The sequence below is a fragment of the Glacieibacterium arshaanense genome (assembly GCF_004681125.1).
In the GTDB taxonomy this organism is placed as follows: domain Bacteria; phylum Pseudomonadota; class Alphaproteobacteria; order Sphingomonadales; family Sphingomonadaceae; genus Polymorphobacter_A; species Polymorphobacter_A arshaanense.
This window is the reverse complement of the sequence record NZ_SIHO01000001.1, coordinates 49,328-71,415: the sequence shown is the minus strand read 5'-3', so window position 1 is coordinate 71,415 and position 22,088 is coordinate 49,328. Positions and strand designations below refer to the sequence as shown.

Sequence of the window (22,088 nt, the reverse complement as noted above, 5' to 3'; positions counted from 1 at the left end):
CCCATGCGCGTCCGCGTCCTGACCACCCTCGCCTACCGCTTCCACGAGCCCACCGAAATCATCGCCAAGTTCCAGGTCGCGCACGCCCTCGGCCAGACGCTGGTCAGCGAGCAACTGACGCTCAACCCCGCAACCCGCCTGATCGAAACCACCGACCCCACCGACGGCTCAAGAACCTTGCGCGGCAAAACAGCCCACGAACTGCGCATCGAATACGCCGCCGTCGTCGACATCGTCCCGCGCATCGCGATTCCCGCCAATGCGCCGCAAACGCGCTGGTCCGACCTGCCCGCCGATGCGCTGCGCTACCTGCTGCCCAGCCGCTACTGCCCGTCGGACAAATTCGGCCGTTTCGTCGCGCGCGCTTTCCCGGCACCGATGAGCGGTGGCGCACGCGTCGCAGCGATCCTCGACTGGATCCACCGCAACATCGACTATCAGTTCGGCGTCAGCACGCACGAAACCACGGCGGAGGAGACGTTTGTCGACCGCGCCGGCGTCTGCCGCGATTTCGCGCATCTGGCGATAACACTGTGCCGCGCCGCCAACATCCCGGCGCGAGCCGTCGCGGTTTATGCCGAGGGACTGGTGCCGCAGGACTTCCACGCGGTCATCGAGGTGTTCGTCGCTGGCAGCTGGTGGCTGGTCGACCCGACGCGGCTGGCGCCGATCAACGGGCTGGTACGAATCGCTGCGGGCCGCGACGCCGCCGACATCGCGTTTCTGACGACCAACATCGGCGCCGAGCTGGTCTGGCTCAGCGTCGACGTCGCAACGGTGGTGCCCGCTATCGCCGCCTGAGTGATTTCATTTGACATTTCGAACCGAATCGGTTAGTAGGTTCATCAAGGCGACGGGAAATGGGTGTTTCCCGTCCAACCTGTCCGGGCTCACGATCGCCACTTGCGTACCCGGACGTGTCGTTTCACCGCCGCGCTTTTCAGCCCCGCGCTCTGTCAGGTCGAGGACTTCAGCTCCAAGTGTTCCAAGGAGGGCACGTCTACCAAACGCGTACGTCAACCGCGTCAAACACGCGTCCAAACCGCGTATGCGGCCTAAGAAACCGCAAAACGCCCTCCGCCCCCGGCTACCTCGACCAACGACACAAAGCCTGCCTCTTCCCGATGACCAAGCGACCCACCCAAGGAAGCCGTCATCGGGAAGAGGATTACATCTCCACCGTGGCGGTGGGGGTCAGTACCCAAGGACGATAGACCGGGGCGGGGATATCCGCTGGCCGGAAATTCGTCGTGCCCGGAAGCGAGGCCCAATGCTCAGGCGAGCGAAGCCATCCGCCGGCGCCTTGCCGCACTGCCGACCAGCCCGAAGCCGGCAATCATCATCGCCCAGCTTGCCGGCTCGGGCACATTGGCGTGCAACGTCAAGCCGCTTTGCAATGCCGCCGCCACCGCCGGCGGCGTACCCGGCGCGAGGTTGACGTGAAAGCTGTGCGTCGCGTCGACCGTCGCGCCACGCTGCGCATAGGCATTGAGATAGGTGTAAATGTAGACCGACTGCCCTGGGTTGAGCATCATCGGCTGGCCGTCACAGCCGTTGGTCAGATCGAGCGCGAAGTTGAATGACTTCGCGGCAAAGCCGTTGGCAAAGCCCCCGACACCGCCGGTTGCATAGCCGGCAGCCAGCACGTCGGGGTTGCCGCAAACGACCGAATCCGGTGCGGTCCCGGGGTTCGCGAAGAGATTGGGCGTTGTGACCGCCATGCGCATCGTCGCGGAGCCAAAGCTGTAATTGAGCGCCAGTGTCGTTGGCGCGGCGAACAGCACATCGAAGTTAATGTTGCCAACCAGCGGCAATGCGACGGCGGATGTTCCGGTGTAGGTGTAAGCATAGGCTGCAGCCGCCAATCCATAGCTTACCGCATATTGCCCGCGCGCATCGGGAATTGTGAACGCACCGACCTGGAGCGCCGGCGTCAATCCGTCGGGATAAATGTTGCCGATAGCGCCGCCATAGCCGGTTGACGCGCTGCCGATGTACGACGTCAGCGTCAGACCCGGCTGATACAGTTTCCAGTCCTGCACCAGTGGGTAGCTGCCGATCGGTATCAGCGGCTGGCTGCCCGGCACGTTGGGACATTCACCGGTCAGCGGTGCCGCGGGGCAACTTGCGGCAATCGCAATGGTGCCCGATCGCGACAGGAAACTCGCCGAATGCGCGGCAGTACCAAATGCCAGCGCGGCGAGAACAGTGGTCATGTAAATTGATCGCATCGAAGCATCCCCCTGATTGCTTTGGAAAGCTAGGATTCCAGTTCGACCATGTCTGTGTCAATTATCACAGTGGCGGTGCCAAAACGCATTGCGGCACCGCGCACAAAAAAGCGGGCGGACTGCCGAAGCAATCCGCCCGCCGGTAAGCACGAAAGCAACGCGATTTAGAAGCTGGCACCAAGGCTGACGAGGAAGGTGTCGCCAAGGTTGCCGCCGTAGCTGCTGCGGTTGTTGCCAACCCATTGCATGCCGAAGGTCAGCATCTTGTACTTGAAGTCGGCGCCGATCATGTAGTCGACCTTGTTGTCGTACGGGGTGCCGAGCGCAGCGACGATGTCACCGGATTCGTAACCAAGGTTACCCTTGAGCGTGATCGGCACGCCGGGGATGGTGAACGACGGCGCGATGTAAATATAGGTGTTGTTACCGCCGCCGATGTTGTTCTGGTTCGGCGCGAAGTTGATGCCGGTGGTGAAGCCGACGGGGCCGAGCGCGAAGCCCAGCGAGCCGTAGAGTTCATAGAAATCGACGTTAGTGCCGCCCGGATACAGGTAGCCGTAGATACCGATCGTCGGGGTGATACCGCTGAAGGTCCCCGTCCAGCCGCCATAGAGATCGACTTCGGTGGTCGCGCCGCCGTAAGGCGCGATCGACGAGCCCCACATCGACACGAAGAAGCCCGGCTTGGTCGTGGCGGTGATGCCACCCTGAATCGCCGCGTCGGTGTTGCTCAGCGACACACCGCGCCAGCGGTAGTCGCTGACCAGCGTGACGTTGCCGGTGAAGGTAACGAACGGCGTGGCTTCGGCCGGTGCGTCTTCGGCATAGGCCGCGCCCGAAGCGCCGAGCGATACCAAAGCCGTGGCAGCCAGCGCTGCAAATCGAATTGAACGAATCATGTCCCAAAACTCCTTTGTCATATGTGCATTCCGCGCCAGTTCGGGACCAACGGCTCTGATGTCCGTTTTCGGTCAACTTGGGAAAAGTTTGCGCAGTTGTGCTGCGTTGCACAAGCAAATTGCGCACTGCACATTGATTCGAGCAATGATTGTGTGATTCGCGCCACAGTTGGTGGAACTTTCGGGCTTTTCCCTCGGGAAAGCGCCGCAAAAATAGGCACACTGCCTAAAAAAAGGGCCGGTGCTTTCGCGCCGGCCCTTAGTCAAATCCTTGGGGAGGATCGCCATGTTGGCCTGATTGTTGTGCACTGCAACAAAGCTAAATGCAAGTGTCTTTTTTTGACAAGTCCAACTTTTTTGCAGCTGTGACAGCGCGCCGCAGCGTTGGCACATATGCGGCGGCGGTGGCATCGTCGTTCCCCGCCTGTTCTACCACTTTCACACAGGCGATTGCGGCTCTATAGACTGACGGCATGAGCGACCTATTCAGCGCGACCGCGACTTCGACCGACTATGACGCCAGCCATATCGAGGTGCTCGAAGGCCTTGAGCCGGTTCGCCGTCGGCCCGGCATGTACATCGGCGGCGTCGACGAGCGCGCGCTGCATCACCTGGCCTCCGAAGTGCTCGATAATGCGATGGACGAAGCCGTCGCCGGCCACGCGACGCGCATCGAAATCAGCCTCGAGGCCGATGGCTCGCTAACCATCGTCGACAACGGGCGCGGCATCCCGGTCGATCCGCACCCCAAATACCCCGACAAATCGGCGCTCGAAGTCATCATGACGATGCTGCATTCGGGCGGGAAGTTTTCGGGCAAGGCCTATGCGACCAGCGGCGGGCTGCACGGCGTCGGCATTTCGGTGGTCAACGCGCTGTCATCGCGGCTCGTCGTTGAGGTCGCGCGCGGCCGCGAGCTGTTCCGCCAGAGCTTCTCGCGCGGCCACAAGACCTCCGAACTGGAAGCGATGGGTGCAGTGCAAAGCCGGCGCGGCACCAGCGTCGCCTTCCTGCCCGACACCGAAATCTTCGGCCCTGACGCGCGCTTCAAGCCGGCGCGGCTGTGCCGGCTGGCACGGTCCAAAGCCTATCTGTTCCGCGGCGTCGAGATCCGCTGGAAGTGCGACCCCGCGCTGATCCATGACGACACACCGGCGAGCGCGGTGTTCCAGTTCCCCGGCGGGCTTGCCGACCATTTGCGCGAACAACTGGGTGACCGCGATCTGGTGTCGCCCGAGCTGTTTGCCGGCCGCGTTGACCTTCCCGACAGCCAGGGTGCCGTCGAATGGGCCGTCGCGTGGCCGCTCTACGGCGAAGGCTCGGGCAGCTATTATTGCAACACCATTCCGACCCCCGATGGCGGCACGCACGAAGCCGGCCTGCGCGCCGCGCTGACCAAGGGCATCAAGGGCTTCGCGGCGCTGATCAACCAGAAGAAGGCCAGCGACGTCCAGGCCGAGGACGTGCTGACCGGGGCCGAGGTCATGCTGTCGCTGTTCATCCGCGACCCGCAGTTCCAAAGCCAGACCAAGGACCGGCTGACCTCACCCGAAGCTGCGCGACTGGTCGAAAGTGCCATCCGCGACCATTTCGACCATTGGCTCAGCGACGCGCAGGACCGTGGCCGCGCGCTGCTCGGCTTCGTGCTCGAGCGCATGGACGAACGCCTGCGCCGCCGCGCGGAGCTCGCCACCAAGCGCAAGACCGCGACCAACAAGCGTAACCTGCGCCTCCCCGGCAAGCTGACTGACTGCGCCAGCGATGACGCGGCGGGCACCGAATTATTCATCGTCGAAGGTGACAGCGCCGGCGGCTCGGCGAAGCAGGCACGTGACCGCAAGACGCAGGCGGTGCTGCCGATCCGCGGCAAAATCCTCAACGTCGCTTCGGCGAACAGCGCCAAGATCGGCGCCAACACCGAAATCGCCGATCTGATCCAGGCGCTCGGCTGCGGCACCCGCGACCGCTACAACCCCGAAGCGCTGCGCTATGAGCGCATCGTCATCATGGCCGACGCCGATGTCGACGGCGCGCACATCACCACGCTGCTGATGACGTTCTTCTTCCAGGAAATGCCGGGGCTGGTGAAGGATGGCCATTTGTTCGTTGCACAGCCGCCGCTCTACCGCCTCGCGCAAGGCGGCACGATTGCCTATGCCCGCGACGATGCCCACAAGGCCGAGCTTGAGGCGACAGTCTTCAAGGGCCGCGGCAAGGTCGAGGTCGGGCGCTTCAAGGGCCTCGGCGAAATGGCGGCATCGCAGCTCAAGGAAACCACGATGGACCCGGCCAAGCGCACGCTGCTGCGCGTCACGCTGCCGACCGACTATGATGCGCGTGCTGACGTCAAGGACCTCGTCGAGCGGCTGATGGGGCGCAACCCCGAGCACCGCTTCGCATTCATCCAGGCCAGTGCAGAGGCCGTCGATGCCGAGGTGATCGACGCATGAGCGGCGCAACGATAGAGACATTCGCGTGAGTGACGAAATCCCGCTGTTCAAGATCAACCCCGGGCTCGACCGCGCGGCCTTGGCGGCGACTTTCGCCCGCGACCGCCGCGTCCAGATCCGCAACTTCCTGACCGCCGATGCCGCCGCGACAATCCATCAGGTGCTGTCGCAGCAGACGCCGTGGGGGCTGGCGTGGAACGACGGCAACAGCCAGACCGACATCAGCCCCGCCGACCTCGCCAAGCTGTCACCGCAGCAGCGCGGTGCCATGGGCCAGGCGATCGCGCAGCGCGTGCGGGCACGCGGCTACGGCTTCTCGTACCAGCGTTACCCGATGGTCACGGCGTACGCGAACAACTGGGACCCCGAAGGCCCGCTGCATCTGCTGGTCGAACATATCAACGATGCGCCGCTGATGGATCTGGTGCGCGAGGTGACGGCGATGCCCGACCTCGTCAAGGCCGACGCGCAGGCGACCTTGTTCGGCCCCGGCCAGTTCCTCGGGCTTCACCATGACGCGCATGTCGCCGAGGGCTGGCGTATCGCCTATGTCATGAACTTCACGCAGGACTGGCACGAGGACTGGGGCGGCTACCTCAACTTCTACGACGACGACGGCGACATCATCACCGGCTTCCGGCCACGCTTCAACGCGCTCAACATGTTCGCTGTGCCACAGCGCCACAATGTCAGCTTCGTGCCAAGCTGGTCGCAGGTCGGCCGCTACGCCATCACCGGTTGGTTCCGCGACCGCTAGCGCCTAGACCCGCGTTGCGAGGAACTCGACGAGTGCCTTGACCTTGGCCTGCCGCCATTGCGGTGTCGGGGCTATCAGCCACCAGGCCTGATTGATCGGTTCGGGATCGCCGCTGGCGACGACCCGTCCGCTGGCGATATCCGCGGCCGCGAGCAGCGCCGGCACGCGCGCCCGGCCCAGCCCGGCGGCGGCCGCATCGAGTGCCAGTCCTGCATCGGCGACCGTCAGCGTGCTGCAGCCTTCGGGTGGCATCGCATCGCCGGGATAACGAATGAAGCAGCCGTCGCTGGCATGGCCCGGTGCGCTGACGGTGACCAAGGTTTCGGCGCCCAGCGGCTTGCCATGGATGCCCTCGTCATTAGGCGCCGGGCCGAAGACCAGCGCGAGATCGAGATTGGCCTGGGTGAAATCGATGCCGTCATCCGCCGACACGATGACGAAGCGCACATCGGGGTTGAGCGCGGTGTAGGCCGCCAACTGCACGCCGAGCCATTTCGCCGTCAGGTCGCGCGGTGCGGCCAGCGTCAGCGTCTTCGAGCCCTGTGCTTCCTGCAGCAGCCGCACCGATTCCTCGAACTCGAGGAATCCCGCGCGCAACGCCGGCAATGCGCGCTCGGCCTCGGGCGTCAGCTCGAGGTTTCGCGTCATGCGGCGGAACAGCACGACGCCGAGCACATCTTCCAGGGCGCGGATTTGCTGGCCGACAGCCGCCGGCGTTACCGCCAGTTCGTCAGCTGCCTTGGTAAACGACAGATGCCGCGCGGCAGCGTCGAATACACGCAGCGCGTTGAGCGGTAGGTGCGTCCGCTTCATTTGCGTACCGCGCGCGGCGGCGGGCTAAGCAGCCCGAACTTGGGGATGGCGGCGTCGAACGGCACCCTGCCCGCCAGCATACGGAAGCTGCCATGCATCGACCCTGACGGCGTGGTTAGTCCGCAGCCCGAGACATAGTCGTAGGATTGTCCTGGCTCGATCACCGGCGTCTGGCCCACCACGCCGGGGCCGCGGACTTCCTCGACCTGGCCATTACCGTCGGTGATGACCCAGTGGCGGTCGGTCAGCTGCACCGGTACGGCCCCGCGGTTTTCGATGCGGACGTGATAGCTCCAAGCATAGCGCCGCTGCTGCGGATCGGACTGATCGGGCAGGAAGCGCGGGTTGACGCGCACCACAACGCCGAGCGTCTCTGCCGCGAACGGGAAGAACACGTTCATTGGCTGGCCGGCATTCGTCATAGCCCGATCTGCCTTAGCGCCTGATCGAGATCGGCGATGAGGTCGCGCGGGTCTTCGAGCCCGACCGACAGCCGCAGCATGCCCTCGGTGATGCCCATCTCCAGCCGCCCGGCTTCGGGGACGCTGGCGTGCGTCGTCGATGCCGGGTGCGTCATCAGCGAGCGCGAGTCGCCGACATTGTTCGAAATGTCGATGAGCTGCAGCGCGTCGAGCAAGCCGTGCGCCTGCGGTCGGCCACCATCGAGATAGAGCGCGATGATCGTGCCGCCACCGTCCATCTGCCGCATCGCCAGCGCGTGCTGCGGATGGCTGGCGAGGCCGGGATAGAGCAGGCGCGGCACCCGCGCTTCGAGGAACGCGGCAACCTTGCCTGCGTTTTCGACCGCGCGGCGCACGCGTAGGTCGAGCGTTTCCAATGACTTCAGAATGACCCAGGCGTTGAAGGCGCTGAGGATCGGGCCGGTGTGGCGGGTGAACGCCAGATAGACATCGTTGATCCACTTCTCACGCCCAAGCACGGCACCACCTAGCACGCGGCCCTGCCCGTCCATCAGCTTGGTCGCCGAATGCGCGACAATATCGGCGCCGAATTCGAACGGCCGCTGCAGCACCGGCGTCGCAAAGGCGTTGTCGACCATGACCAGCGCGCCGGCGTCATGCGCGATGTCGGCGACCGCGGCCATGTCGACAATGTCCAGCGTCGGATTGGCCGGCGTTTCGAGGAAGAACATCTTGGTGTTGGGCTTGCGCGCCTTGGCCCAGGCCTGGGTGTCGCGGCCATCGACGACAGTGGTCTCGACGCCAAAGCGCGGTAGGATGGTGTCGACCAGCACGCGGCACGATCCGAACATCGCGCGCGCCGCGACCAGATGGTCGCCCGCCGACAGCTGGCACATGAGCGCCGCCGACATCGCCGCCATGCCGGTGGTGGTGGCGCGGCAGGCTTCGGCGCCTTCGAGCAGGCACAGCCGCTCCTCGAGCATCGCCACTGTAGGGTTCTGCAAACGTGAGTAGGTCATGCCGGGCTGTTCGCCACGGAAGCGGGCAGCGGCTTCCTCGGCATTGTCATACGCATAGCCCGACGTCAGGAAGATCGCCTCCGACGTCTCGCCGATTTCGGAACGCATGGTGCCGCCGCGCACGGCCTGCGTTGCGGGATGCCATGACCTGGTAATCTGGCGGTTCTGGCCGGTATGCTTTTTCATGGCAGCAGGCTTAGCCGCGCGGGCTTGCTTGCGTCAACGCGGCATGGCCAAGACGACGACGCCGGCGGATGCAGTGTTGCATCCGCCGGCGCGCCATTAAGCAGGTTTCAGAACCAGTAGCGCAGCACGGCGCGGACGCCCTGATCCGACAGACCGCCGCCCATCTGGCCGTTGTAGGCGATATCGAGCGTGCCGTTGGTACCGAGGCGGAAGCCCACCCCGGCGTCGACGGCCAGCGCGTTATCGGTAATCGGGAGCCCGCCGATGATGAACGGCGCACCACCGCCGACGAGCTGCATCGTCGCCAGCGTGGCGGTGTCGCCGCCGGCATGGCGCCACGCCGCAGTGGTGAAGACGCTGCCGAAGCTGGTTTCGGTGCGCAGGCGCGCGCCGAGCAGAGTCGAGGTGATGTTGGCGTTCTGCTGGTGGACGCGCAGTGCTGCCGCACCACCCGATTCGAGCACGTCGTCGGTGCCGATGCTGATGAACGCCAGTTCTGCGAACGGCTCGATCTGCATGTGCGCGAGGTCGAACTGGTAGCCGACATCGCCGAAGATCTGTCCGACGTGCGAGTTATAGTCCGACGACAGCGTATCGCTGAAGCCGGCAAACGCCACCGAGCGATCGACACCAAGGTTACGCCACATGTACGCGCCGCCGAGCTGGACGCCGAGGCCGCCTGAACGATAGCCGCCGTACAGCGCAACATGATAGTCATTCGCCGCGGCAGTCGACGACCGGCCCTGCACCCTCATCTTGCTGTAGTCATAGCCACCGGCGATACCCACCTGAAACTTTTCGTTCCTTAACAAGTCGGCACCGATGAAGAAGCCGCCGATATCGCGCTTGGACGAACTGGCGTTGCCGTCATTGTCCATATGGCCCCACGACCCAAAGGCCCGGCCCCACAGTGCCCGGCCGGTAGGCTTGGCGTTAAGCTCACCCACCACGGCTTCGCGGATGAAGCGGCTGTCTTCATACGACCAAGCGGTGGTGGTTGCGTAGATTTCGCCCGAGATCGCATCGAACGCCGCCTGTGCCGCAGCATCGGTCGGCAGGTAGACGAGCGCATTGTACAGGACGCCCGTGCCGGTGTCGGCAGCGGTGCCGGCGGCACGCTGGTTGGGGGTAAACGCCGCCGACGCAAAGCTGCGAGTCTGCAGGACATCGAGGTACGCGTGCGTCGCGTCATAGCGGTCGACGACGTTGATGAACGTCGACACCTGTGTCTGGCCCGACAGCGTGAACTTGCCGGTCACGCCCCCCGGCGCGGACAGCACAGTGTAGCGCGTGCCCAGCACATACCGCGGCGCGTCGGTCTTGGTGACATTGAGCTTAGCGCCGCTTGCCAGCGTCGCGCCGCCGGTGGCATCGACCAGGTCGGTCGACCCAGTCGAGGTCAGTTCGATCTGCAGCGTCGAGGCTGCGTTCTGGACATAGTTGCCCGCGACGCTGAGCGTGCCGATCGACCCGCCCGGCGCAATCGTCGAGCCCGCCAGCGCCAGTACGTTGCCGACGATGCCATGGCCGCCGAGTGTCGCGCCGCCGTCGATGGTCACGTCCGAAGACGCGAGCCAGCCATCGACCTGCAACTTGCCCTCGGCGACCTCGGTCGTGCCGATGAACGGGCTGGTGCCGGTCAGCTGCAACGTCCCGGCACCGGCCTTGATCATGCTGCCGGTACCATCGATGACATTGGCGAAGGTTGCCGATGTCGCCTGGTCGAAAACCAGCGTCGCGTCGTTGATCATGTCGCCGGTGCCGAAGCTGGTGGCGTTGCCGACCAGCGTGCCCGCCATGACGTTTGTCGGACCGGTATAAGTGTTGACGCCCCAGAGCACCAAGGTGCCGAGATCGGTCTTAGTTAGCGCCGATGCACCGGTCAGCTCGGCGTCGATCACGGCAGCATAGTCGACGCCGGCGGCCGTGCCGTCACCGACCTGGATGACGACTTCGGGGCCGGTGAGCGTCAGCGCGTCACCGTTGATGACATAGCCGCCGACAGCGAATTGCATGCCGGTAACGCTGACGGCGCCAGCGCTATTGTCGATGGTGACGGTGCCGGGTGCGCTGGAGAAAATCACCGAAGGCTGCTGCGTGCCATTGGTGGCGCCCGCCGAGTCGGTCCAGTTGGTGGCGGTCACGCTCCAGATGCCGTCGCCACCATCGACGAGGCCGTTGTTGGCGTTGCCGGCGGCGTCGCCGTCCCAGTATTGGAAGCTGCCGCTGCCGCCGCCACCGGTACCGCCGCCGCCTTCGGTGGCGCCGAAACCGTCGAGATAGGCATAGCCGGCATGGCCACCGTAAGGGCAGTCATTGGCGAGTAGCGACAGCACGAAATCATGCCCCGAACGCAGCGACACATCGACACTGACGGTCTGCCAGTTGGTATAATACCAGCCCAGCGACGATTGGGTGAACACCCCCGGCGCCGTCGCCGAATTGAGGTTGAACGAATACAGCGTTTCGTGGGTGGTGGCATCGTCGAGCGTTACGATGAAGGCATCGGAATCGGTGGCGCCATGCGAAGACTCAAGCACGGCCGCATAGGCAAAGGCGATCAACGGATCAGTGTAATTGTTGACACGCTGGCTAATCACCGAGACGCTGTAGTTATTGATCGGGTCGTTGACCTGCGCCGAGTGGCTGCCCGCGTAAACTTGCGACAGCACGTTGTCGGTACGCGAATCGAACCCGGCGTTGGTGATGGTCACCGCGCTGCTCGAAAGATTATAGGCGCTGCCAGCGGGCAGATAGTCCTGCGCAACCGGATACGGCCCGCCGGACCAGTCGCCGCCGCCAATCGTCCAACCGTTGAGTGTGCCTGTTTCAAAGCTGCCGTTGATGAACGTATCGGCGTGCGCCGGCCCGATCAGCGTTGCCGCACAAACCGACGCAAGTAGAATTCTGGTACGGAAATTCATGGTTTCTCCCCTCTGCGCTTCCCGCTTCCGCCTTTGCTTCGATATCGAAACAAATAACTGAAACATTAACCAAAACGGTATATCAGTCGAAAGTGGTTGGGAAATACGTAAATGTCCGTAAACCTTTTTGGCTATGCTTACGGGATGCCGGACGCTTGAAAATCGCCCCGCCCAAGGCTCGGCAGACCGGTCGTGCTGCTCCCGACAATCGGGCCGGCAGCATTTCAACGTATTTGCATTGACCGGGCGCGCAACATCATGGCAATCGAACTCGCGCATTAACGGCAAACCGGCAAACGCAGCGTCATCCAAGCGCCGACTTTCCCAAGCCATCGGAATGCGGGTGTAGCTCAATGGCAGAGCAGAAGCTTCCCAAGCTTACGACGAGGGTTCGATTCCCTTCACCCGCTCCAGCGCATTTCCCTCGCGCTGGCGTACAGACGGCGGCAAACACCGGATTTCTACGGGGTCGCTAGGCTTGCCGGCGAATCTTATGTCCTATTGGCGACGCCGGCGCTAAACTTGAGGAATGCGAATGCGTTCTCTGGCCAGCCGGGCGGCACTTGGACTGTCGCTGGTCATCGGTCTGCTGTTCTTGATTGCGACCGTGGTGATCTTTCTGCAGGTCCGCGCCTATTCGGTCGCCAACTCGCTGACCGATCTGTCGGCGCATGCGACCAACGTGGTCAACGATCTCGAATCGCGTTTCGCACGCATTGCCTTTGTCGAAAAGCGCGCGCGCCAGTTGATGATAAAGAGTCTGGATAGCCCCTATCCGACCGATTTTGCGGCGTTTGATGCTGCCTTCCCGCTGTTCGGCGACGGCACAAGGCGAAGCCGACCCGGGCTGTTCGACGGCGAAACACTGGCCGACGGTATGACGGTGCGCGGTATCGGCGCGATCGTCACCGAGGCGGATGCCGTCACGCCCGAGCAGAAACGCGCACTGATGGCGGCCTATGGCGTCATCCGGCTGCTTGGCGAAGGCGCATTGCCCGAGATCAAGAGCCTCTATTTCTACACACCACAGAACAACCTGATCATGTTTGCGCCCGGACGCCCCGACCGGCTGAAGTTCTACCGCCACGATGCGCCTGCAACCTTTGATTTTCAGGCCGAGGAATTCGAGCGCAACATGCTGCCCTCCAACAACAAGGGCCGGATCATGCGCTGCACCAGTCTGCAGCGCATCCTGTATGATCCGTTCCACAAGACCTGGACGACGGGATGCATGACCCCGGTCGACTACCGCGGTCAGCACATCGGTAGCTGGGGCGTCAGCCTTTTGCTCGATGACCTGATTGCCTCGACTTCGTTTGCTGAGATGCCCGGTGCCAAGGTCATCATCATGTCGAACGAGGGACGGTTGATATACCACCCCGATTTCACCCACCAGTCCGATCTCAACACCGGCAACTATCTCGATCTGACCAAGACCAACGATCCATCGCTGAAGGCGCTTTGGGCATTTGTCAGCGCACATCGCGCCGAGCCGCAGTTTGCCGGCTTCGTCGCGCCGATGCAGGGCTATGCCGCGCTCAAGCGCATCCCGACGCCGGGCTGGTATGTCGTGACATTCTACCCGCAGGCGGTGGTTGCCGACCTGTCGATGCGGACGGCGCAATCGGTCCTGCTCGTCGGGTTGCTGTGCACTCTTATACAGGGTCTTCTGGTGTTCCTGTTCCTGCGGCGCCAGCTCGGCGTACCGGTTGCGGCACTGACGCGCCGCGCCGCGCATATTACCGAACTTTCATCGCAAATGATGCCAGGCGACGCGCCCTTGAAGCCGATCGACTCGACGCTGGGCGAAATCGACCGGCTGCACGCGAGCTTCGACGTCATGGAAGCGACCATCGACGCCGAACGCCAACGGCTCAGCCGGTCGTTCGAACTGCTCGCACAGAATGTCGGAAAATACGCGATTTTCATGGTCGATGCCGAAGGTAATATCACTAACTGGAACCGCGGCGCCGAGCAGATCACGCAATATTCCAGCGCTGATATCATCGGCCGAAATGTCACCATATTCCTGCGCCAGGACGGTCAGGCCGAACGCCTGTCGCAGCGCATCCTGTCGCGTGCTGCCAGCAGCGGCCGCTATTTCGGCGAGGGGTCGGCGCTCAAGCGCGATGGCAGCAGTTTCTGGGCTTCACTGGTGGTAGAACCGATCCGCGACGCTGCAGGCGAGATCGCCGGCTTTGCAGCAGTCATGCATGACGCAACCGAAGAGCGGCAGAACGGGTTACGCCTGCAGGAAAGCCTGCGGCTGCTGATGCTCGCCGAGGACACCGCACAGATCGGCCATTGGCGACTAGAATACGGTAGCAACGACCTGACCTGGTCTGACGGCATGCACCGCATCTATGGGCTCGACCGCGACGCGCCAATCAGCTTCGACAATGCCATGGCGATGTACACGCCCGAATCGGCGGCGACTCTTCTCGACGCCGTGCATGCCGCCAATGCGGACAAACAACCGTTTGCGCTGCGCACGACAATCGTGCGCGGTGACGGCGTGCTGCGCCAGATCGACCTCAAGGCACAGGTGGAAATCGCGCCCGGAGATGTGCCCGTTGCGCTGTTCGGTATCGCCCGCGATGTTTCGGACGAAGTCGAAGCGGCACAGCGGTTGACCGAAGCACGCGACGCTGCCGATCTTGCAGCCGAACAGCGCGCCGAGTTGCTGGCTATGATGAGCCATGAAATCCGCACGCCAATGACCGGGATCATTGGCATGATCGAGCTGATGCGCGGTGCCAACGAGGTCGATCAGGTGCGCGCGATGACCACAATTGCACAGTCGGCACGAACACTGATGACGGTGCTTGACGATGTTCTGATGCATGCCAAGGTCGACAGCGGCCAGTTCGAGCTCGAGGCGGCCGCCTTCGATTTGGCCGAAGTCATCGAAGAAAGCGCCAATCTGTTCCGCCCGGCGGCGAACGCCAAGAATGTCACCATCACCAACCATCTGGTCGGCCCGGTGCCAGTCATCGGCGATGCGACCCGGATCCAACAGGTTCTGGCGAACTTTGTCAGCAATGCCGTCAAGTTCACCGGTCAGGGCCGCATCGACATCTATGCCGATGTCAAACCCGACATACCAATCCGAATTGAGGTCCATGACACGGGTATCGGAATCGATCCCGAAGTCTTGCCGCATCTGTTCACGCCGTTCCGGCAGGCGGAATCTTCGACGGCGCGGCGCTTTGGCGGCACCGGGCTGGGGCTCGCCATCTGTCGCCATCTCGCCGAAGCTATGGGCGGTCAGGTCGGCGCCGAAAGCAATATCGACGGCGGCAGCTGCTTCTGGGTTGAACTGCCGTTGGCCCGCACCACCGTCGAGGCGCTAGCGCCGGCGCCCGAGCCCGTCCCAGTCATGCTGGCGCTGCCTGACGGCACGCGCCCGTGCATATTGGTTGTCGACGACATCGAGGCCACGCGCACCGTGGCCGAGGCGCATCTGGCGGCGGTTGGTTGCGATACCGCATCCGCGCCCGACGGCGTCGCAGGGCTTGCCGCAATGGCGCATCGCCGCTTCGATGCGGTGCTGATGGACAGCAGCATGCCGGTGCTAGACGGTGCCGCCACCATCGAGTTGATGCGTCTGCTGCCCGCCGGCGTCGCGGCGCGCCGTGTCGTCGGGTTTACTGCCAGCCCCGACGAGCCGACGAGCGACAAGCTGGTGCGTGCCGGCATCGACGCCTCGCTAGCCAAGCCGTTCAGTCGGCACTCCATGCTCGCCGCACTCGGGCCGTTGCTGCTGCACCCGCTGGCGGAGGCGCCGGTGCCGGAGGCGCCGCAAGTTTTCGACGGACTACCGGCCGACATCCGCCAGCGACTAGCGGCGAGCGTGCACCGCGATTTGCCGCGATTGACCAGCGAACTGTCCGCCGCACTGGCAGCCGGCGACGCGGAAGCAGCGACACGCGCGCTGCATGCCGCAAAGGGGCTTGCCGGTTCGATCGGCGAAACCACGCTGGCGATCTGGTGCGCCTTCGGTGAAAAACTGCTCGCGCAGGTCGCACCGGCGCATTGCGTCTGGTTCGGCGAGGTAGTCGCCGATGCCGGCGCTGCCGTGCTGGTGGATGTCGACAGGGCGGCGGGGGTCACATCATGAGCGCTGCGACGCCTGATCCGGAAATCACCGAACGGCTGGCGCTTGCCGAGCGGCGGTTGCGGCGCGCCGAAGCTGCGCAGGCCGAGGCCGAGATGCTGCTCGAGCGCATTTCGCGTGACCTCGACCGCAGCAACCGCGAACTCCGGCAGCGCGAATCCGACCTGGTTTCCAAGCTCGACATTGGCAACCGCAACCTGATCCGCGCCCAGCGTACGGCACAGCTGGCGACGATCTACCGCGAGCCGGGCGCGGATTTCCTGCTGTCGCCGCAGCTGACGGAAATGCTTGGTCTGCCACCTGGCCAGCGTGCCGACGGTGATGATGTTTTGCGCGCGCTGCACCCCCTCGACCGCAGGCGAATCGAGGCCGCGGCCGCTGCGTTCTTCGCGGGGCAGGTCGCCGCTAATTGTGACCATCGATACGAATGCCGGATCGTCCGTATCGACGGCGCGGTGCGCTGGTTCCGGTGGATCCTGCGGCGAGATCCTGAAAATGGCGGCGATGTCGTGTCGGGCACGGTACAAGATGTGACCGAACAGCGCGCCGCCGAGCGCCGCGTCAAGGCGCTGCAAATGACCGGCGAGCGCAACCTGCAAAGGCTACTGCGCACCGAGATCCGTCTTGCCGAGCGCGTTGCCGAACTCGAACGCCTGTCGGCCGAGTTGCGCGCCAGCAACGATGCCGTCGCCGCGGCCAGCCGGGCCAAATCGCAGTTTCTTGCCGCGATGAGTCACCAGATCCGCACCCCGGTGAACGGCGTGCTCGGGATGATGACGGCACTGCGCAATACGCCGCTCAACCCCGAACAGCATGCGCAACTCGACCGTGCACAGGACGCTGGTGACGCGTTGCGGGTGCTCATCGACAATATCATCGATGTAGCCGACGATGTGGCCATGCCCGGCGACGTCGTCCTACCGGCCCCGGCCGCAGCGACCGCCGCGACCGGCGTCGCGCAGCTGCGTGTTGCCGGGCGGCGGCCGCGCATCCTGGTTGCCGATGACATCGAAACCAACCAGATTGTGCTGACCAGCATGCTAGACACGCTAGGCTGCGACTACCGCGTCGTCGGCGACGGGGCACAGGCGCTCGCCGAGGCCCGAAAGGGTGATATCGATGTCATCCTGATGGACATCCAGATGCCGGTAATGGACGGCGCCGAGGCCACACGGCAGATCCGCCAACTGCCGGGCGCGGCCGGTGCTGTGCCAATTATCGGCGTCACCGCGCAGGCAATCCAGGCCGAACGCGATACATTGACCGTTGCGGGCATGACCGCCTGCCTTGCCAAGCCAATCGGCGTACCGGCGCTTTTCTCGGCGCTGGCCGCAGCTTTTGCAGCGCGTGATGCCGATGTATTTGACGTGTCCGTGTTCGAAAACGCTATGGCGACTCTGCCTTCTGCCCGCCGCCGCCAGCTGTTCGACCAGATGGTGAGCGATATCGAACAATTGTCCGGTGAGTTTTCGGCCGCGGTTACAGCCCGGGATGCCGAAGGCGTTCGCCGCGCCCGGCATAGCCTTGTCGGAATTGCTTCGGCGTTTGGCGCCACCGCCTTGATGCACATGCTCGATGGAAGTCGCTCCCGCGACATGCCGGATAGAGCACTTGCCGACAATCTGGTCGCTCTGGCGCGCGCCACCATTGACACAGGGCGCAGCCTGCTGAGGCGAAGTCCCGGCTGAAGCAATTTGCAAATCTGTCGTTGCATTTTCGAGCGACGATTTTTGCAAAATTCAATAGATATTGTGCAAAATGCGAGTATTCTTCGCATAATGCGACCAACCTGCCGTTCGCGCGCAGGGAGGTACTTGGCACATGGCTTGCATCGCGCTGATTCGATCAGCATGGCTGGTCACGTGGTTCCAGGGGTTAGCAAGTCATGAAGGGCATCATATTTACCGAGTTGGTCGGGTTTCTAGAAACTCGCTACGGTATCGAATTCGCCGATGCGGTCATTACCGATAGCGACCTCGAAAACGACGGCGCCTTCACCAGCGTCGGTAATTATCCAAGTCGCGATGCGTTGACGATGGTCGGGATCGCCGCGCAATTGAGCGGATCGGAAGGCCCACAAATCTGTGAGGATTATGGCGCATGGCTCTACGGGCGCTTCAACGTGCTGTTCCCGGAAATAATGGCGCGTTACGCCAGCGCTGATGCGCTGCTTATTCATGTCGGCTCGCACATCCACGAAGAAGTACGCGTGCTTTACCCCGATGCCAAACCGCCGCAGATTGACGCCGTGACTGACGGCAATCAGCTGACAGTCACCTACCGGTCCCACCGTCCAATGGCGCACATCGCCTATGGCCTGATCCGCGCGTGCCTGGATACCTATGGCGATTTACGACAGCTGCGCTGGGCCGCCGATGCCCGCGACGATGCCGCAACCTTCATAATTTCAGCAGAGGAAGCTCCGCAATGACCCCAACCGTCGCCGCGCGCATTCTCGTGGTCGAAGATGTTGCTTCGCTCGCCATGACCTATGCCGCACATCTGGAAGGCATCGGTCACACCGTCGATATCGCCGACAGCGGTGCAGCCGCGCGCCAGCTCATCGACAGCGCGACAGAACCCTATGATGTCGTGTTGCTCGATTTGCAGCTGCCCGACTGCGACGGGCTCGACTGGCTGGCGGGACAGCCCGAACTCGCTGAAAAAAGCAGCATCATCGTCATCACCTCGGACGGCTCGATCAAGCGCGCTATCGCTGCCATGCGGCTTGGCACCTACGACTTCCTCGTCAAGCCGCTCGCCGCAGAACGCCTGCTGACGACAGTCCGCAATGCCGCCGAACACCATGTCCTCGCCGAAGAAGTCAAGGTCGTCCGCTCGCTGACGACACGCGACAATTTCCAGGGCTTCATCGGACGCTCGAGCGCCATGCAGGCGGTTTACCGCGCCGTCGAAAGTGTCGCCGATTCGAAGGCAACGGTGTTCATCACCGGCGAAAGCGGCAGCGGCAAGGAAGTCGCCGCCGAGGCCATACACCGCGCTAGCCGACGCCATGAACGGCCATTCGTGGCGATCAACTGCGGTGCAATTCCGGAAAACCTGCTCGAATCTGAACTGTTCGGCCATATCAAGGGCGCGTTTACCGGCGCCATCGACAACCGCCTCGGCGCGGCGAAGGAAGCCGATGGCGGCACACTGTTCCTCGACGAAATCTGCGAAATGGAGCTCAAGCTGCAGGTCAAGCTGCTTCGCTTCCTGCAGACCGGCATGATCCAGCGCGTCGGCAGCAGCAAACCCGAGCCGGTCGATGTGCGCGTCATTTGCGCCACCAACCGCGACCCGACCGCCGAAGTTGCCGCCGGGCGCTTCCGTGAAGATTTATTCTACCGGCTGGCGGTCATCCCGCTCGAGATGCCGCCGTTGCGCGAGCGCGGCAGCGATGTCATCCAGTTGGCGCAAGCGTTCCTCGAGCGATTCGCCCGCGAAGAACACAAACACTTCGATCCGCTGTCGGTCGATGACCAGGCCAAGCTCGGTGCCTATAACTGGCCGGGCAATGTACGCGAGTTGCAGAATGTCATCCGACGCGCGGTCGTAATGTCGGAAGGGCCAGCGCTCAACCTCGCCGACTTCGCCACGGCACCAGCGCGCCCGGCGTTGGCCGCCGAAGGCGCGTCGTTCGGCATGGCCAACCCGTCGACCTACGCACCGCCAGGAATCGAAGGCCTGTCGGGGCTGACGCTCGACGCGATCGAGCGCCTGGTCATCGAACATGTCATCGATGCCAACAACGGCAGCCTTCCGGCGGCAGCGCGCAGCCTCGGTATCAGCCCGTCGACGCTCTACCGCAAGCGCGAACGCTGGAGCGGCATCGCCGCCTGAGGCGGCGCTAGACGCTCGCGAACCGCTTGGCGGCGAACAGCCCAGCGGACAGGAGCGACGATGATCCGGTTAGCTGCTGAGCGACGGCCTCGCCGATGGCTGCCGAGTGCTTGAAGCCGTGTCCCGAGCAGGCGGAAACCAAGGTGACCGGCGCGCTGTCCAAGTCGTCGATGACGAAATCGCCGTCGGGCGTGACAGTGTAGATGCAGGCCTGCGACCGCGCTGCCACTGCGCCGACGCCGTTGATGCGGCCTGCTACATGGCGGGTGTAGAACGTTGCAGCTTCATCCGCGCTGATGTCGCGCCAGTCGCTGTCGGGGTCGATGGTGCTGCGGTAATATTCGGCGGCGCATTTCATTGATGTGGCACCGGGCAGCGGCGGGAAGCCGTAGAGCTGGTCTTCGGAGTCGGCGCCGTAGCTCCAGATGAAAACGGGGGCGGCATCAGGGGCGAACAGCCCGGGTGCGGTGACCGGCAGCCAGTGAAGCACCTGGCGGTAGATAGCAAAGTTGAGCCGCAATGCCGCGCCGACAAAATCGCCCGCCCAGGCCCCTGCCGCGACAACCGCGTGTGCAGCGTGGAAATCGCCTACAGATGTTTCGATGCGCACCCCGACCCCGTCCCGAACCACCGCCTGCACTCTGGTATCAAGCTGCAACGCGGCACCCAGCCGCTGCGCCTCCTGCAACTGCGCCGCGATGCAGGCTTCGGGATGAACATAGCCGCCGCCGGGCTCATAATAGCAGGTTTCATCGCCGCGCAGTGCGAATTGCGGGAAGCGCCGCGCGGCCTCGGCCGCCGTCGGCAGTTCATGGACGATTCCGTGCAGCCGTGCGGCGGCAATCGTCGTTTCGACAAAGCCGGTCTTGCCGTGCATTTCGGCGCGTGCGTCGGCTGCGGCGATCGCCAGAAACCCGCAGCGCGTGATCAGCCGCGTGCCGGTCGCGGCCTCAAGCTCGTCCCAGATTTGATGCGACCGCAGCACCAAAGGCACATAGCCCGCGCCCTCACCAATTGCCTGTCGCGTGATGCGCGTCTCGCCATGGCTCGACCCGAAGCCATGCGGCGGCGTGAAGCTGTCGAAGCCGATGGCCCGGACACCGCGCCTGGCCAGTTGATAAAGCGTCGCCACGCCCATCGCCCCCAGCCCGACGATCGCGACATCATAGGCGGGTGCGGCAGTGTTCAGCGCAAGCCGCCGCTACGCTGCGCGGCTCGCCATCGTGCGAGCCCGCCCGCCAGCACCGGATACAAGGCCTCGCGCTCGGCCGGTGACAGGAACGCGCCGACGCTGGCGCGCTGCGCGCCGCTCGCCAGCCACAGCCGGTTCTGGTCTTCGGATATGCGTTCGAGCCGCGCGACGGTGCGGTCGGGATCAAAACGGATCGGCTGACGCTGGCCGTACGCGCTGACGCGGCATAGCGTCAGCCAGCCGTCTTCGATGCGCAGCCATTCATAGGCGCGACCCGCCCGGTAGCTGGCGCGGAACGCCCATGAAAGCAGCAGCACATCGGCGATCATGAAGGGAATGACCGGCCAAGCGCCCAAAAACAGCAACCGCACACCCATCAGCAGGAACACCCCGCCGACGCCGGCGATCAGCCAGCGGCTGTGGCGCCGGTCGAGCGACCGGTTAGGTGTGAGCGTCAGATCGATAACTGCCGAGGCCATGACGCGGTCATAGCGCGGCGCCGCGTGCCATGCGATAGCGATATCGCCAACAGGATGAGCCATGACGCCGCAGCAGATTGAATCGATGTTCGCAAGGCTCGCCGCCGCCGACCCGGCGCCCGAAACCGAGCTGGCCTATGTCAACACCTACACGCTGCTGGTGGCGGTGGTACTGTCGGCGCAAGCCACTGACGTCGGCGTCAACAAGGCGACCGCCGAACTGTTCGAAACCGTGCAGACACCGCAGGCGATGCTCGACCTAGGCGAGGAAGGCCTGCGCCGCCACATCCGCACCATCGGACTGTTCAACACCAAGGCAAAGAACGTCATCGCACTGAGCGCTTCGCTGGTGGCGAATTATAGCGGCGAGGTGCCAAACGACCGCGATGCACTCGAAGCGCTGCCTGGCGTCGGGCGCAAGACCGCCAATGTCGTGCTCAACATCGCCTTTGGAGCCGAAACTTGCGCCGTCGACACGCACATCTTCCGCGTTGCCAACCGCACCGGACTGGCGCCGGGCAAGAACGTCCGCATCGTCGAGGATGGGTTGATGGCGGTCATCCCGCCGGCCTATCGCCGCCATGCGCACCACTGGCTGATCCTGCACGGGCGCTATGTCTGCAAGGCACGCAAACCTGAATGCTGGCGCTGCCCGATTGCCGACTTGTGCGACTTTCCCGGCAAATCCGCGGCGCCGGGCTGAGCCGCACCGCCATTGCACGCTGGGACGATTGTCTGGCATGATACGCGCCAACG

Annotated in this window: 16 protein-coding genes and 1 tRNA gene; 9 read left to right on the top strand and 8 right to left on the bottom strand. The window is 63.8% G+C overall.

Features of this window, described 5'->3' with window-relative positions:
• The first annotated feature begins 3 nt into the window (after nt 1-3).
• On the top strand, nt 4-801 hold the full coding sequence (locus EUV02_RS00310) for a transglutaminase-like domain-containing protein (RefSeq protein WP_135244250.1): 798 nt from the start codon (nt 4-6) through the stop codon (nt 799-801).
• Nucleotides 802-1,274: 473 nt separating this feature from the next.
• On the opposite strand, the gene EUV02_RS16065 is transcribed toward EUV02_RS00310, so the two are convergent.
• Together EUV02_RS16065 and EUV02_RS00300 are read right to left on the bottom strand one after the other, a co-directional pair.
• Nucleotides 1,275-2,216 carry a PEPxxWA-CTERM sorting domain-containing protein gene (locus tag EUV02_RS16065; protein ID WP_424022163.1) on the bottom strand — a complete coding sequence of 314 codons (942 nt, stop codon included), beginning with the start codon at nt 2,214-2,216 and terminating at the stop codon, nt 1,275-1,277.
• 179 nt (nt 2,217-2,395) lie between these two features.
• A complete protein-coding gene (locus EUV02_RS00300) occupies nt 2,396-3,130 on the bottom strand; it encodes a TorF family putative porin (RefSeq protein ID WP_166430439.1) in 735 nt (244 codons plus the stop codon).
• 473 nt (nt 3,131-3,603) lie between these two features.
• Between EUV02_RS00300 and parE the strand changes: the two genes are divergently transcribed.
• Complete coding sequence (parE, locus tag EUV02_RS00295; protein WP_135244248.1) at nt 3,604-5,580, top strand: DNA topoisomerase IV subunit B; 1,977 nt, start codon at nt 3,604-3,606, stop codon at nt 5,578-5,580.
• A 25-nt stretch (nt 5,581-5,605) separates the two neighbouring features.
• Nucleotides 5,606-6,337 (top strand): 2OG-Fe(II) oxygenase, encoded by a 732-nt coding sequence (locus tag EUV02_RS00290; protein ID WP_243445718.1) that lies wholly within the window; start codon nt 5,606-5,608, stop codon nt 6,335-6,337.
• 3 nt (nt 6,338-6,340) lie between these two features.
• Here the strand turns inward: EUV02_RS00290 and EUV02_RS00285 are convergent, their stop codons facing one another.
• The 4 genes from EUV02_RS00285 to EUV02_RS00270 all read right to left on the bottom strand — a co-directional run bounded on the left by EUV02_RS00285 (nt 6,341) and on the right by EUV02_RS00270 (nt 11,701).
• Nucleotides 6,341-7,150 (bottom strand): LysR substrate-binding domain-containing protein, encoded by an 810-nt coding sequence (locus EUV02_RS00285; protein ID WP_135244247.1) that lies wholly within the window; start codon nt 7,148-7,150, stop codon nt 6,341-6,343.
• Complete coding sequence (apaG, locus tag EUV02_RS00280; protein ID WP_135245303.1) at nt 7,147-7,551, bottom strand: Co2+/Mg2+ efflux protein ApaG; 405 nt, start codon at nt 7,549-7,551, stop codon at nt 7,147-7,149. The genes EUV02_RS00285 and apaG overlap by 4 nt, the downstream gene beginning before the upstream one ends.
• A gap of 17 nt (nt 7,552-7,568) precedes the next feature.
• Entirely contained in the window at nt 7,569-8,777 is a 1,209-nt protein-coding gene (gene metZ, locus EUV02_RS00275; protein WP_135244246.1) for an O-succinylhomoserine sulfhydrylase, read from the bottom strand.
• A 107-nt stretch (nt 8,778-8,884) separates the two neighbouring features.
• Complete coding sequence (locus tag EUV02_RS00270) at nt 8,885-11,701, bottom strand: autotransporter family protein (RefSeq protein ID WP_166430438.1); 2,817 nt, start codon at nt 11,699-11,701, stop codon at nt 8,885-8,887.
• A 339-nt stretch (nt 11,702-12,040) separates the two neighbouring features.
• On the opposite strand from EUV02_RS00270, the gene EUV02_RS00265 reads away from it, so the two are divergent.
• The 5 genes from EUV02_RS00265 (at nt 12,041) to EUV02_RS00245 (ending at nt 19,661) form a co-directional block, all read left to right on the top strand.
• Nucleotides 12,041-12,114: transfer RNA gene (locus EUV02_RS00265), tRNA-Gly, on the top strand.
• A gap of 122 nt (nt 12,115-12,236) precedes the next feature.
• Complete coding sequence (locus EUV02_RS00260; protein ID WP_166430437.1) at nt 12,237-15,821, top strand: ATP-binding protein; 3,585 nt, start codon at nt 12,237-12,239, stop codon at nt 15,819-15,821.
• Nucleotides 15,822-15,877: 56 nt separating this feature from the next.
• Nucleotides 15,878-17,506 (top strand): response regulator, encoded by a 1,629-nt coding sequence (locus EUV02_RS00255; RefSeq protein ID WP_135244243.1) that lies wholly within the window; start codon nt 15,878-15,880, stop codon nt 17,504-17,506.
• Between the two features lie 197 nt (nt 17,507-17,703).
• Nucleotides 17,704-18,249: a heme NO-binding domain-containing protein gene (locus EUV02_RS00250; protein ID WP_135244242.1), complete on the top strand. Its 546-nt coding sequence runs from the start codon at nt 17,704-17,706 to the stop codon at nt 18,247-18,249.
• A complete protein-coding gene (locus EUV02_RS00245) occupies nt 18,246-19,661 on the top strand; it encodes a sigma-54-dependent transcriptional regulator (protein WP_135244241.1) in 1,416 nt (471 codons plus the stop codon). The genes EUV02_RS00250 and EUV02_RS00245 overlap by 4 nt, the downstream gene beginning before the upstream one ends.
• A gap of 7 nt (nt 19,662-19,668) precedes the next feature.
• Here the strand turns inward: EUV02_RS00245 and solA are convergent, their stop codons facing one another.
• The gene (gene solA / locus EUV02_RS00240) at nt 19,669-20,850 is read right to left on the bottom strand and encodes an N-methyl-L-tryptophan oxidase (RefSeq protein WP_135244240.1); all 1,182 of its coding nucleotides are present in this window, start codon (nt 20,848-20,850) and stop codon (nt 19,669-19,671) included.
• Nucleotides 20,847-21,395, bottom strand: coding sequence for a DUF2244 domain-containing protein (locus EUV02_RS00235; RefSeq protein WP_135244239.1), 549 nt, complete (start codon nt 21,393-21,395; stop codon nt 20,847-20,849). The genes solA and EUV02_RS00235 overlap by 4 nt, the downstream gene beginning before the upstream one ends.
• Between EUV02_RS00235 and nth the strand changes: the two genes are divergently transcribed.
• Entirely contained in the window at nt 21,394-22,035 is a 642-nt protein-coding gene (gene nth, locus EUV02_RS00230) for an endonuclease III (RefSeq protein WP_135244238.1), read from the top strand. The two genes, EUV02_RS00235 and nth, sit on opposite strands and share 2 nt — an antisense overlap.
• Nucleotides 22,036-22,088: the final 53 nt, after the last annotated feature.

Coding starts and splice junctions, on each gene's coding strand:
- EUV02_RS00310 (WP_135244250.1), top strand. CDS start 4: ATGCGCGTCCGCGTCCTGACCACCCTCGCCTACCGCTTCCACGAGCCC.
- EUV02_RS16065 (WP_424022163.1), bottom strand. CDS start 2,216: ATGACCACTGTTCTCGCCGCGCTGGCATTTGGTACTGCCGCGCATTCG.
- EUV02_RS00300 (WP_166430439.1), bottom strand. CDS start 3,130: ATGATTCGTTCAATTCGATTTGCAGCGCTGGCTGCCACGGCTTTGGTA.
- parE (WP_135244248.1), top strand. CDS start 3,604: ATGAGCGACCTATTCAGCGCGACCGCGACTTCGACCGACTATGACGCC.
- EUV02_RS00285 (WP_135244247.1), bottom strand. CDS start 7,150: ATGAAGCGGACGCACCTACCGCTCAACGCGCTGCGTGTATTCGACGCT.
- apaG (WP_135245303.1), bottom strand. CDS start 7,551: ATGAACGTGTTCTTCCCGTTCGCGGCAGAGACGCTCGGCGTTGTGGTG.
- metZ (WP_135244246.1), bottom strand. CDS start 8,777: ATGAAAAAGCATACCGGCCAGAACCGCCAGATTACCAGGTCATGGCAT.
- EUV02_RS00270 (WP_166430438.1), bottom strand. CDS start 11,701: ATGAATTTCCGTACCAGAATTCTACTTGCGTCGGTTTGTGCGGCAACG.
- EUV02_RS00260 (WP_166430437.1), top strand. CDS start 12,237: ATGCGTTCTCTGGCCAGCCGGGCGGCACTTGGACTGTCGCTGGTCATC.
- EUV02_RS00250 (WP_135244242.1), top strand. CDS start 17,704: ATGAAGGGCATCATATTTACCGAGTTGGTCGGGTTTCTAGAAACTCGC.
- EUV02_RS00245 (WP_135244241.1), top strand. CDS start 18,246: ATGACCCCAACCGTCGCCGCGCGCATTCTCGTGGTCGAAGATGTTGCT.
- nth (WP_135244238.1), top strand. CDS start 21,394: ATGACGCCGCAGCAGATTGAATCGATGTTCGCAAGGCTCGCCGCCGCC.
- EUV02_RS00235 (WP_135244239.1), bottom strand. CDS start 21,395: ATGGCTCATCCTGTTGGCGATATCGCTATCGCATGGCACGCGGCGCCG.